The 12,286-nt window shown below is 50.3% G+C and carries 10 protein-coding genes; 4 read left to right on the top strand and 6 right to left on the bottom strand.

Annotated elements, in window-relative coordinates; all coding sequences use genetic code 11:
- Window positions 1–140: 140 nt before the first annotated feature.
- The 3 genes from AC1RVX_RS11930 to AC1RVX_RS11920 all read left to right on the top strand — a co-directional run bounded on the left by AC1RVX_RS11930 (window position 141) and on the right by AC1RVX_RS11920 (window position 2,531).
- Window positions 141–1,157 carry an SPFH domain-containing protein gene (locus AC1RVX_RS11930; protein WP_493216814.1) on the top strand — a complete coding sequence of 339 codons (1,017 nt, stop codon included), beginning with the start codon at window positions 141–143 and terminating at the stop codon, window positions 1,155–1,157.
- A gap of 14 nt (window positions 1,158–1,171) precedes the next feature.
- Window positions 1,172–2,143: a diacylglycerol kinase catalytic domain-containing protein gene (locus AC1RVX_RS11925; RefSeq protein ID WP_493216813.1), complete on the top strand. Its 972-nt coding sequence runs from the start codon at window positions 1,172–1,174 to the stop codon at window positions 2,141–2,143.
- A gap of 199 nt (window positions 2,144–2,342) precedes the next feature.
- A complete protein-coding gene (locus AC1RVX_RS11920) occupies window positions 2,343–2,531 on the top strand; it encodes an ADP-ribosylglycohydrolase family protein (RefSeq protein WP_493216812.1) in 189 nt (62 codons plus the stop codon).
- A 133-nt stretch (window positions 2,532–2,664) separates the two neighbouring features.
- Here the strand turns inward: AC1RVX_RS11920 and AC1RVX_RS11915 are convergent, their stop codons facing one another.
- Together AC1RVX_RS11915 and polA are read right to left on the bottom strand one after the other, a co-directional pair.
- Window positions 2,665–3,192: an REP-associated tyrosine transposase gene (locus tag AC1RVX_RS11915; RefSeq protein WP_493216811.1), complete on the bottom strand. Its 528-nt coding sequence runs from the start codon at window positions 3,190–3,192 to the stop codon at window positions 2,665–2,667.
- 339 nt (window positions 3,193–3,531) lie between these two features.
- A complete protein-coding gene (polA, locus tag AC1RVX_RS11910; RefSeq protein ID WP_493216810.1) occupies window positions 3,532–6,321 on the bottom strand; it encodes a DNA polymerase I in 2,790 nt (929 codons plus the stop codon).
- Here polA and AC1RVX_RS11905 point away from each other — a divergent pair, their 5' ends adjacent.
- Complete coding sequence (locus AC1RVX_RS11905; RefSeq protein WP_493216809.1) at window positions 6,322–7,059, top strand: LOG family protein; 738 nt, start codon at window positions 6,322–6,324, stop codon at window positions 7,057–7,059.
- Window positions 7,060–7,137: 78 nt separating this feature from the next.
- Here the strand turns inward: AC1RVX_RS11905 and AC1RVX_RS11900 are convergent, their stop codons facing one another.
- The 4 genes from AC1RVX_RS11900 to AC1RVX_RS11885 form a co-directional block, all read right to left on the bottom strand.
- A complete protein-coding gene (locus AC1RVX_RS11900) occupies window positions 7,138–7,944 on the bottom strand; it encodes a hypothetical protein (protein ID WP_493216808.1) in 807 nt (268 codons plus the stop codon).
- A 290-nt stretch (window positions 7,945–8,234) separates the two neighbouring features.
- Window positions 8,235–9,536 (bottom strand): dicarboxylate/amino acid:cation symporter, encoded by a 1,302-nt coding sequence (locus AC1RVX_RS11895; RefSeq protein ID WP_493216807.1) that lies wholly within the window; start codon window positions 9,534–9,536, stop codon window positions 8,235–8,237.
- Between the two features lie 156 nt (window positions 9,537–9,692).
- Window positions 9,693–11,117 (bottom strand): aspartate ammonia-lyase, encoded by a 1,425-nt coding sequence (aspA, locus tag AC1RVX_RS11890; RefSeq protein ID WP_493216806.1) that lies wholly within the window; start codon window positions 11,115–11,117, stop codon window positions 9,693–9,695.
- Window positions 11,118–11,337: 220 nt separating this feature from the next.
- Window positions 11,338–12,234 carry a LysR family transcriptional regulator gene (locus tag AC1RVX_RS11885; RefSeq protein WP_493216805.1) on the bottom strand — a complete coding sequence of 299 codons (897 nt, stop codon included), beginning with the start codon at window positions 12,232–12,234 and terminating at the stop codon, window positions 11,338–11,340.
- Between the last annotated feature and the right edge of the window lie 52 nt (window positions 12,235–12,286).

Here is a 12,286-nt window from a genome sequence, read left to right as displayed (position 1 = left end):
TTAAAATAATCAACTATCTTAGTTGCATTTTAAAACTAAGTAGACTATCCTTTACTCAAACACCCGGGAAATCACGCTGAGGTCAGAATGAGCACCAGCAAAACACCTCGGTCACCTGTAAAAAAAGAAAGGGAAATGCCATGTTCAGCATCAAATTCATCAAATTCCAGCCCACTACCTATGTGCTGCAATACAAGAGCGGCCAAATCAGGCGCGAAGGTGCTGGGTTGGCTTTCTTTTACTATGCGCCTGCCACCTCCATGCTGGCCATCCCCATGGCGAGTACAGACATGCCGTTTATCTTTGAAGAAAACTCGGCCGATTTCCAGACCGTCACCGTACAAGGCCAGGTCACTTACCGTATCAGTGATCCGCAAAAGGTCGGCACCTTGCTCAATTTCGCCATTAATCCCGTCACCCAGCAATACATCTCTGACGATCCGCAAAAACTGTCGCAGCGTATTGTCAATCTGGTCAAAGTGCTGACGCGCAAAGGCTTGCAAAGCCTGGCCCTGCGCGACGCCCTGAAAGCGGCTGACACGCTAGGTGCGGCTGTCACCGTGGCAGTACGTGACAGTAAAGAGTTGCAAGCATTGGGAGTGGAATTGCTGGGTTTGAATTTTCTGGCACTCAAACCCACACCGGAAGCCGCCAAGGCTTTGGAAGCGCAAGCACGCGAACAAATTCTCAAATGCGCTGACGATGCCATCTATGAGCGTCGCAATGCCGCGGTTGAACAAGAGCGTCGCATACGCGAGAATGAATTGAATACTGAGATCGCCGTCGAAAGTAAAAAACGCCAGATACGCGAAACCCAGATGGAAGCAGAAAAAAGCATACAACAAAAAGAAAGTGAACTGAAACTGGCACAGGTGCAGGCCAAAATCGCAGAAGAAACCCAGCAAACTACCCTCGTCAAACTGGCTACAGAAAACGCCAGGGCAGAAGCTGACAGCCGCGCTTATGCAGCACAAACCCTGATGAATGCATATAGTGGCGTAGACCCCAAAGTCCTGCAGGCACTGTCCATGGGCAATATGCAATCCGGCCAGTTGATCGCTCTCGCCTTTCAGGAACTGGCAGAAAAAGCCGGTGCCATAGGACAGTTGAATATCACACCTGATTTGTTGCGCGAGCTCATTAATCAACCAGGATAAACTGGAGAAATAGCATGAATCTCAGTGCAAGCACAGCAACACGCCTGTCCGAAAATAAAATCGTCCTGGTCACCCGCAAAACCCGGCTGGAAGAACTGATCGTCAAATACAACACCATCGGCCAGGCGCGTTTCTATATAGAGCATCTGGGTAGTGATTTTTCGGTATACCAAGCGGAACATGACAATTACATGGCATGCATCAGCGCCGCAGAAACCAGCTTGTCGCGGCTGGCACGTCTGCAAAAAATAGATCGCAGTTTTTTGCCAAATATGATCTTTGGCCGGGACGATATCGTCATCGCTCTGGGGCAAGATGGCCTGGTCGTCAACACCATGAAATATCTGGATGGCCAACGCCTCATCGGCGTCAATCCAGACGTACAACACTGGGACGGCGTGCTGTTGCCCTTCCAGGTCAGGGACTTGCCCAGGATCGTGCCAGACGTATTGCGGCAGCGCCGTCCTGTGCGCGAAGTCACCATGGCATTGGCGAAACTTAATAACGGCCAGACTATGCTAGGCGTGAATGACATCTTCATTGGCCCCAAAACCCATACATCGGCCCAATACACCATACAACTGCAAGACCGTCAGGAGCGACAGTCGTCCAGCGGCATCATCATCTCCACCGGATTGGGTTCCACTGGCTGGATGAAAAGTGTACTCGCTGGCGCCACCGCTATCTGTCAGCCCATTACTGACGAGCTACCTTATGAGTTGCAACCCATGTCAACGCCAGAGACCAGCAACTGGGATACAAGGGAATTACAATTCGCTGTGCGCGAACCTTTCCCCAGTAAGACATCAGCTGCGACGTTGGTTCATGGCCTGATCCACGACCACGTTAACCTGCAAGTCACATCCCTGATGCCTGAACATGGCGTCATCTTCAGTGACGGCATAGAGGCAGATTATCTGGAGTTCAATGCTGGTCTGATTGCAGAGATCGGGTTAGCGGACAGGCGTGGGTATTTGGTGGTGTAGAAAGCCCGTATTGAAAATTTCAATCGTTATATAAATTTTATCTCCTGAGGAGAATAGGCAATGGAAGTCTATCGTTTTATAAGTTTGAAATCGTTTATCGATATGATCATCAGGATAGAATTGGCATTTTCCACATCCGGTTTGTGCCAAGATCCGATCACTCGAATGATGCAATGCAACCTGTCGTAGTAAGAGAAAAATGGTGCCTGGCACTACATCTGATGCCATCGCAGGCTGCATTTTAGGTGGTGCAATCGGCGATGCAATGGGCTTGCCATTTGAAGGTCTTTCGCCTGGCAGGATAGCGCGTCTACGTACCGGGTCGCTGAATTATCGTTTTCTCTTTACCGGACATTTGGACACCTACTTCTGTAAAATTTTGAATTGATTTTTTTAGTTTTTCGTTGTTTTTCTCGTCGATCATAGGCTAAGTGTTGGGCTGATGAAGCGTAGCCCAACCTACCCGACGTAGTCTCGTCACATTACGCTTCATTTACGCAGATTTAAACTGCTTACCTGTCTCACTCCAGCTCGGGCAATGCAACCATAGGTGTAATGTCTCCCCAGCCCGCATCAAGCATTCCTTGGGCGATGAATTTGTGTAGTGAAGAATACGGCCATGCGCTGGCTTTGCTCACATAGCCGTGTTTAACCGGATTGTAATAAATGTAGGCAACATGCTTTTCCAAGTCATTATCATCACGTATCAGATGTTCCCAGAAGCGGCGTTGCCAGATGCCACGTTCGCGTTTTTTCTGGCGGCTGACGCTGATGTTTTCCTGTTTTGGCAAGGCTTTTGAAAACGCGGCCTTGATCAGTGACCAGCGCAATGAAAAATCCACATCGTCTTCTGGCAACTGCCAAATGCTATGCAGATGCTCAGGCATGACCACCATGGCGATGATTTCGAAGGGATATCTAGCTTGCACCGAACGGAACGCCGCACGCAATGCACCTATGTGTTCGGTAAGCAACTGACTTTTCCGGTCTTGCAGATTGACAGTAAAAAAGTAAGTGGCACCGGGAACATTGGCACGGCGGTAGAGCATAGCTTTAAATTAGGGAGTGATTTAAGCGGCACATCAAATTATCGTAGATTTGGCACCATATTGTAGGTTGGGCTACGGTTTATCAGCCCAACACTGTGTGTACAAATAACGTAAATTTTAATTTTTGATAGCGCATAGATATGTTCATCTTCGTGTTCCGACACATATGTAATTCAAGGCCGAGTGTTGGGCTGATGAAGCGTAGCCCAACCTACTCGACTTTCATCTACAAATACAATAGCATCCTGCATTAGTCACAGGCTCAGTGTTGGGCTGGTGCGGCGTAGCCCAACCTACGAGATTACCCAGCAAATTGACTCCATCAAACTGCATAAGCAATCAATGCGCCTCTTCCCAATTTCCCCCCACGCCCACTTCAGCCAATAGCGGCACATCCAGTTTCGCCACATTCGCCATCAGTTCTGGCAATTTTTGTTTGACCAGTTCCAGCTCGGCCTGTGGTACTTCGAGTACCAGTTCATCGTGTACCTGCATGATCATTTTTGACTGAAGTTTGTCAGTTTCCAGCCAGCCCTGTACAGCGATCATGGCGAGCTTGATCAGGTCGGCGGCGGTGCCTTGCATGGGAGCGTTGATGGCGGCGCGTTCGGCTCCGGCGCGGCGGGGGCCGTTAGGTGAATTGATTTCAGCCAGCCACAGGCGGCGGCCAAACACGGTTTCTACATAGCCGTGGGCCTTGGCCTTGGTGCGGGTGTCGGCCATGTATTGGGCGACGCCTGGGTAACGCTGGAAGTATTTGTCGATATAGCTTTGTGCGGCAGACCGTTCTATGCCAAGGTTGCCTGCCAAACCGAAGGCGCTCATGCCATAGATAAGGCCAAAGTTGATGACCTTGGCATAGCGACGCTGTTCACTGGTTACTTCGTTGAGCGCTACAGCAAAAATTTCAGATGCGGTGGCGCGATGAATGTCTTCACCGTTGGCGAAAGCGGCCAGCAGGCTGGCATCGCCTGAGATGTGGGCCATGATGCGCAATTCGATTTGCGAATAATCGGCAGAGATGATGACATTGCCCGGCCCTGCCACAAAGGCTTCACGTATGCGGCGGCCTTCTGCCGTGCGCACGGGAATATTTTGCAGGTTGGGGTCATTCGATGCCAGGCGGCCTGTGACAGCCACGGCTTGCGCGTAATTGGTGTGGACGCGGCCCGTGCTGACGTTCACCATCTTGGGCAACTTGTCGGTGTAAGTTGACTTAAGCTTTGCCAGCCCACGGTATTCGAGCAAGACCTTGGGCAGAGGGTAATCCTCGGCCAGTTTTTGCAAGACTTCTTCATCGGTCGATGGTGCGCCGGAAGGTGTTTTTTTGACGACAGGCAGGCCCAGCTTGCCAAAGAAAATCTCGCCCAATTGCTTAGGTGAATTCAGGTTGAAAGGCTGTTCAGCCAGTTCATAGGCTTTTTGTTCAAGTTCCAGCAGACGAATGCCAATTTCATGCGATTGCGTTTCCAGTAAATCTTTGTTGATGAGTACGCCATTGCGTTCTATCTTTTGCAACACGACCGAGGTCGGCAATTCTATATCGTGATAGACGCGCAGCAGATTGGCATCTGGCTCAATTTCCGGCCACATGGCCAGATGCAGTTGCAGGGTGATGTCAGCATCTTCGGCGGCATAAGCGGTGGCGCGTTCAAGCTCAACCTGGTTAAACCCGATCTGGCTGGCACCCTTGCCGCAGACTTCTTCAAAACTGATGGTTTTTTTGCCCAGATGGCGCATGGCCAGGCTGTCCATGTCATGTGATTTATGCGATTCAAACACATAGGATTCGAGCAGAGTGTCATGCACAATGCCACGCAACTGCACGCCCTGGTTGGCGAAGATGTGGCTGTCGTATTTAAGGTTTTGCCCAACCTTGGCTTTGCTGTCATCTTCCAGCCAGGTCTTAAGTTTGCCCAGCACCAGTGCTAGCGGCAATTGTTCGGGTGCGCCGGGATAGTTGTGGGCAACAGGGATGTAAGCTGCATGGCCAACTTCGCAGCATAGCGAAATGCCGACCAGTTGTGCTGTCATCGGTTCCAGTGAGGTGGTTTCGGTATCCACGGATGTCAGCTTGGCTGTATTGATACGGGCCAGCCATTCGTCGAGAACTGCTTCGGTCAGGACTGTTTCGTAATTCTGGTTGGCGGGTGTAGCAGGGTTGTTGTCATCTGCTGGTGCTTCATCATTGAACAGCCCTGCTTGTGCATGGTTGCCACCACTGGTTGCGGCTTTGGCGGCTGGCAATGGTGTCGCGCCTGCGGTAGCATCACCTGTGATTTCGCGCAGCCAGGTCTTGAAGCCATAGCGGGTAAAGAAAGCCAGCATGTCTTCGCGGCTTTCGTCTTTGGCCACCAGGCTGCCTTGTATGGATTGGTAATGCCCGGCCAGGTCACAATCGGTCTTGACGGTGATCAGCACACGACCCTGCGGCAGCCATTCCAGCGCCTGGCGCAGGTTGTCACCGACCACACCCTTGATCTTGTCGGCATTGGCGATGACACCGTCCAGGCTATCATATTCGCTCAACCATTTGACGGCGGTTTTAGGCCCGCATTTAGTCACGCCCGGCACGTTATCAACGGTATCGCCGATCAGGGTCAGGTAATCAATGATGCGGTTTGGTGGCACGCCAAACTTGGCCAGCACACCGGGTTCATCCAGCTTTTCATTGCTCATGGTGTTGATCAGGGTGACGTTGGTGTTCACCAGTTGTGCCAGGTCTTTGTCGCCGGTAGAGACGATGGTGTTGAAGCCCAGCTTGGTGGCTTCGACGGCCAGCGTACCGATGACATCATCGGCTTCTACCCCTTCCACCATCAATATAGGCCAGCCCATGGCTTTGACGGCAGCATGGATGGGTTCTATCTGCAGGCGCAGGTCGTCCGGCATGGGTGCCCGTTGAGCTTTGTATTCCGGGTACAGGTCATCGCGGAAGGTTTTGCCTTTTGCATCAAAGACACAGGCCATGTATGCTGCCGGGTAATCAGTACGCAAACGGCGTAACATATTGATCATGCCGTAGATGGCGCCTGTCGGCTCGCCTTGCGGGTTGCGCAAATCTGGCATGGCATGGAAGGCACGGTACAGATAGCTTGAGCCATCGACTAACAAGAGGGTATTTTGCATATGAACGGTAACAGAAAAGATGTAACTAGGTTGCGCCAGATTATTGATCAGGAGAAAGCAACCTCGCTGAAAGCGCGTGAATCATGGCATATGTTCACGATTATGGCAGAATTTATCGAGTCTACCGAGCGCCTTTCTGTGATACGCCCAGCGGTCACCATCTTTGGCTCTGCCAGAATCAAGCCCGACAACCCGTATTATCTCAGTTGTGTGGATTTGGCGCGCCGCCTGTCCGACGAAGGATTTGCCGTCATCTCAGGCGGCGGCCCTGGCATTATGGAAGCCGCCAACAAGGGGGCATTCGAAGGTGCGTCCCCTTCAGTTGGCCTGAACATAGAATTGCCGCACGAACAACGTACCAATCCCTGGCAAAACATCAGCCTATCTTTCCGTCATTTTTTTGCGCGCAAGGTGGCGTTTGTCAAATACGCCGACGCCTATGTGGTTTATCCTGGGGGCTTTGGCACCATGGACGAAGTCAGTGAAGTTTTGACTTTGATACAAACCGGCAAGACCCGTCATATCCCGGTCATTTTAGTCGGCACCAGCTTCTGGAGCGGGCTACTGGAATGGATCAAGGTGCAGATGGCTGGCAACGGTATGATAGACCCGGATGATCTGTATCTGGTGCAATTGATAGATGAACCGGCAAACATCGTCGATGCAATCTTCGCTTATTATGAAGCCAGGGATATTGAGCCGTCCGAAGATGAACGGCAGAAGATGTTGTATTTGTAGTGGCTATTGGCAGTGGTGCACACAGTTTCCCTCAGAGCGATATTTTTGTAACTTTGGCTCATCTTGCATGAGCGTGCACTACTCCCCTATCTTTCGCAACACCTTCTGCAAACGAAACAAATCGCTCACCGTGTACAAACCTACTGACGGTAATAGGTTGCCACGTTCAGGTGTGACCGTGATGCCACTGGCAATCAGGTGAAACTGGTTGGCAGGATCAGGTAAGTGGCGCATGCCATGTATGGCATACATGGAGATGCGGACCGAGCCATCGTTATAGGTTTCGCCATAGGCTACCCGACCATCCAAATCCGCCATGTGCGGCCTGCTACCAAATCGGCCCTCATATAATTCTATGACGGGATATTCGTTGAAGCCCTTAATTTCATGCACATAAGCTGCATAGAAATGTTGCTCCAATTGGATAGCAATCACATCACCGCTTCGTAAAAATGTCAGATTATCCCTGGTAGATGGACGTTTTTTCAGCTCTACGGGCGGGCTGGTCAGCAATGCCTTGATGGCTGCTGCATTTTTGAAAAAAGCATCGCTAAGTGCAACGGCTGCGTTCAGACTGTCTATGGCTTGCAGGGCAAGCTGGATCAGTGCAGGATCAGCCATGCCATATTTATGTAGTAACAGCGCCATTGCCAGTGCGGTTTTATCTTTGTAGCCAGAACTCACTTCACCGACAGCCCCCTGCAACACACAATTCCAACGTGCCAGTAATTTAGGCAAGACATAGATCTGTACGGTCAATTGCTTGTCGTGCTTGGCAAAGTTCATGGCATCGGCAGTCAGGCTGGCGACATCATCCTCTATGACTTGTACCAATTGACGGGCGGCCAGTTTATCCAGGGCTTGCTGATGGGTGATTGCGCTCATGCTTGATGTGGGGAGGATAATTGCGATACGTTCCAATATAGCAGATCGTTCAACAGCAAAGAAATGCACTTGCATTTACTCACAAATTGTATGGCTTTGACTGCAGCATGAGCACTATGCCAGGCGGACCAACACGCATCGGCGATGCGATCTTTGCTTATGAAGAAACCAGGGATATTGAACCGTCAGTGGATGAGCGGCAGAAGATGTCCTCTCGGCAGTCTGCACACAAAAAAACAGGGACATGTCAACCATGCCCCTGCAATCTTACTTAGCCATTTTCAGCTTTTTTAGCCGTTCGCCACTTTTGCCAGTACGGGTGTCTGTTCGGCATATAACTCTGGTTCCAGAACTTTGGCCTGATCAACATCCCTGCCCCCTTCCCATTTTGCGACGACTGCGGTAGCGATGCTGTTCCCCAGTACATTGGTCGCGGTTCTTCCCATATCCAGGAATTGATCAACGCCCATGATCAGCAACAAGCCTGCTTCTGGCAGGTTAAACATGGGCAATACTGCTGCCACAACCACCAGCGATGCACGAGATACGCCTGCCATCCCTTTGCTGCTTACCATTAACACCAGCAAGATGGTGATTTGATGCGAGATACTCATTTGTATGCCATAGGCCTGAGCAATGAACAACACTGCAAAAGCCTGGTACACCATGGAACCATCAAGATTAAAGGAATAGCCCAGCGGCAAGACAAAACCAGTGATTTTGCTGCTGACCCCAAATTTTTCCAGTTGCTCTATGGTTTTAGGATAAGACGCTTCACTGCTGGCAGTTGAAAACGCGATGATCATAGGTTCTTTGATCAGGCCAATCAGGCGGAACACATCCCGGCCAAGGAAAAGAAAACCCACACCGATCAATACCAGCCACAATACAGCCAGCGCCAGGAAGAATGAACCCAGGAATTTTCCGTAGGTAAACAAGACATCCAGGCCTTGCACGGTAATCGCCGCAGCCACCGCAGCAAATACACCAATCGGCGCAAAACGCATGACGTAATCGGTGATCTTCAACATGGTATTGGCGGTCTCGTCTATGGCATGCACCAGAACACGTGGTCCTTTGCCTTGCAGCGACGACAGGGCAAAACCAAAGAAGATGGAAAACACCAGTATCTGCAGAATTTCATTTCCAGCCATCGCTTCAAAGAAGCTACGTGGGAAAACATGCGTCAGAAAATCCTTGAAATTCAACGAACCTGTCGCCAGCTTTGTCGTTGCACTGGCATCCGGCAAAGGCAGAGCCAATGAGCGCCCAGGCTCAAAATAATTGGAAAACAGCATGCCTATCAGCAATGAAATGACCGAGGCACTTAAAAACCAGGTCATGGCTTTCAGGCCGATTCGTCCTATCGAACCAGGCTCACTGCGGGCCATGCCTGACACCAGTGTGGCAAACACCAGCGGTGCGATAATCATTTTGATGAGTCGTAAAAATATATCCGTCACCACAGAAAAATAACCAGCAATTACTTTGGCTTCGGCGGCGTCATGGGCCTGCGAATGACACAGGTAACCTACAATCAGTCCCAGGATCATGCCGGCAATGATCCATGTGGTCAGTCGATTTTTTTTCATTACTATCTCCTCCAGAAAAAAGTTTTCCTGTCCGCTCAGGTCTGATGATTTTATGTGTGCAGAACAGGGGGATTAATAATCAGTGTGCAGTTCCCACTCTCATCGGGTGGATAAGAATGAAAACTGCAGGAAACTGATGTGAGTTACAACCAGGAATCAAGGCACTTCTGGTACCAACATCTGACGCGGCGCGGTAAGCCTGTCTGGTTGCAGTATTTCTGCCAACTCTATTTCCGTTAGCAGCTGTTTTTCCAGCACCAGGCTATAGACACTTTTTCCGGTCAACAGCGCCTCTTGTGCCAGCTCTGTAGACGCGCTATAACCTATGTAGGGATTGAGGGCAGTAACAATACCGATGGAATTTTCAACGATGTCACGCAGCCGCTGATGATTGGCAGTGATGCCATCGACACAGCGTTCCGCCAGTACCAGACAACCCTTGGTCAGGTGCGCAGCGCTTTTGAACAGGCTATGCGCAATAATGGGTTCAAAGGCATTCAGTTGTAATTGTCCGGCTTCTGCAGCAAAACTGATGGTGACATCATTACCTATCACTTCAAAGGCAATCTGATTGACCACTTCAGGAATGACGGGGTTGACCTTGCCAGGCATGATGCTGGATCCAGCTTGTACCGCTGGCAGATTGATCTCACCAAAACCAGCACGCGGGCCACTGGACAGCAAGCGCAGGTCATTGCAAATTTTGGATAGCTTTACCGCCACGCGCTTCAACACACCAGACAGTTGCACGAACGAACCGACGTCCTGGGTTGCTTCAATCAAGTTGGGAGATGTAGTCACGGGTACGCCGCTGATTTCCAGCAAGGCCTGACACACACGGCTGGCATAATCTGGGTGAGTATTGATCCCGGTGCCAATTGCAGTTGCCCCCAGATTCACTTCACACATCAGCTTTGCGGCTTCCCGCAGGCGTTCCTGGTCTTCGTCTATCATCACGGCATAGGTGCCGAATTCTTGCCCCAGCGTCATTGGCACTGCGTCCTGCAATTGGGTGCGCCCCATTTTCAGCACGTCTTTAAATTCCAGCGATTTTCTTTGAAAGGCAGCCTTCAGAATTTCCATCGCATCGATCAGGCGGAAAATGCCTTTGTAGGTAGCGATACGCAATGCGGTTGGGTACACATCATTCGTACTCTGACTGAGGTTGACCTGCTCGTTAGGATGGAGGATTCCATAACTGCCACGTGCATGACCCAAATGTTCGAGTGCGATATTGGTGATGACTTCATTCGCATTCATATTGGTGGATGTGCCAGCACCACCCTGTATGACATCCACCACAAAATGTGCATGGAATTGTCCATGGCGAATTTGTTCGCAGGCAAGTGTAATGGCCGATGCATGCTCGTCACTGACTAATCCCAATGACTGATTGGCTCGTACAGCTGCCTGTTTGACGATAGCCAGCGCTTCAATCAAATCTGGGTAACTGGCAACAGAGATGCCTGTAATAGGAAAATTTTCAAGGGCACGTAAGGTGTGAATGCCGTAATAGGCTTCGGCTGGCACTGCGCGGTCACCGAGCAAATCATGCTCGATCCTGGTTGAAAGAGAAGACAAAATTACCTCCTGAATAAAGCATGTCTGGTCATATGCCTGCGGGTCAAACGCCCGACAAACATCCCATGCCTGGAATTCTAGGGAGTAATTTGAATCAATCTATTCTGATTCGGAATACATGTATGTCGATTCAGAATGCATGCGATTTTGTGTTGGAAGTCATTTCAAAAATAGAAATAACTTCGACTTGCCTTGCTGATATCGGCCTCTGAATTTTCTTTCAACGGTTCAGCAAATGCTGCCACAGCTTGTCAAGCGCGGCGTTTTTATTATCCATAGAGCGATACAGACGAATATCCATCGTCATGGACCATTGGTCGCCACCCGCCCGTACCAGCCTGCCTTCAGCCAATTCCCTGACTATGCTGCTTTCTGGCAGCCAGGCAAAACCGTGGCCGGCCAGGGCCATTCTCTTTAATAATTCAGCCATGTCACTTTCATACGCACAACTGAAATAACACACCTGGTCTGACCTGGACAAAATTCGCTCGACTACACGCCCAAAGAATGAAGCCTTAATATAGGTCAGACATGGGATGGGATGTATCTTGCTGCCGGGCAAAGAATAGCTTGGTGCGCCTTCACGATTAGGGACCGAGACTGGCAATACCACCTCGCTGCCCAGACTGACATAGGCATAGCGCGAAGCATCCAGTTCAACAGGCAATTCTGCATGGTAGTAAGACAAAAGCAGATCGCAATTGCCTTCAACCAGAGAAAGCACAGAATCATGCACGTTGGCGGGCAAAATGCTGGCATGAATATCACCGACCTGAGAACGCATACCATTAAGCCACATGGGGAAAAAATTCAGCGACAAGGTGTGACCGGCAGAAATGCGTAACAAATTTTCATCTGGACCACGCACTCGCAATTGTGCCCGGGAATCGTTCAACAATCGCATGGCTTCGCTGGCCGAACTGCTGAATATCTTGCCAGCAGGCGTCAGCACGAGTGGATAGGTGCTGCGGTCAACCAGGTCAGCTCCCACCCATGCTTCCAGCGCGCGAATGCGACGGCTAAGTGCAGATTGAGTTACATGTCTGTCGTCAGCAGTGCGCGAAAAATTTCGTGTTTGTGCCAGGCTCAAGAAATCTTCCAGCCATTTGATATCCATTTGTATTCCCGTCGTGTTCCAGTTATTTGATCACCCAACACAATGCATTAAT

This window comes from Undibacterium sp. GW821-FHT11B02 (assembly GCF_058808955.1).
Note: the sequence above shows the minus strand (reverse complement) of the source record. Positions and strands in the feature narration are given on the sequence as shown.

Bases quoted from the DNA above. Each gene is read 5' to 3' on its own strand.
- AC1RVX_RS11920 (WP_493216812.1), top strand. From the start codon at position 2,343: ATGGTGCCTGGCACTACATCTGATGCCATCGCAGGCTGCATTTTAGGT.
- AC1RVX_RS11915 (WP_493216811.1), bottom strand. From the start codon at position 3,192: ATGCTCTACCGCCGTGCCAATGTTCCCGGTGCCACTTACTTTTTTACT.
- AC1RVX_RS11885 (WP_493216805.1), bottom strand. From the start codon at position 12,234: ATGGATATCAAATGGCTGGAAGATTTCTTGAGCCTGGCACAAACACGA.
- AC1RVX_RS11900 (WP_493216808.1), bottom strand. From the start codon at position 7,944: ATGAGCGCAATCACCCATCAGCAAGCCCTGGATAAACTGGCCGCCCGT.
- polA (WP_493216810.1), bottom strand. From the start codon at position 6,321: ATGCAAAATACCCTCTTGTTAGTCGATGGCTCAAGCTATCTGTACCGT.
- AC1RVX_RS11895 (WP_493216807.1), bottom strand. From the start codon at position 9,536: ATGAAAAAAAATCGACTGACCACATGGATCATTGCCGGCATGATCCTG.
- AC1RVX_RS11925 (WP_493216813.1), top strand. From the start codon at position 1,172: ATGAATCTCAGTGCAAGCACAGCAACACGCCTGTCCGAAAATAAAATC.
- AC1RVX_RS11905 (WP_493216809.1), top strand. From the start codon at position 6,322: ATGAACGGTAACAGAAAAGATGTAACTAGGTTGCGCCAGATTATTGAT.
- AC1RVX_RS11930 (WP_493216814.1), top strand. From the start codon at position 141: ATGTTCAGCATCAAATTCATCAAATTCCAGCCCACTACCTATGTGCTG.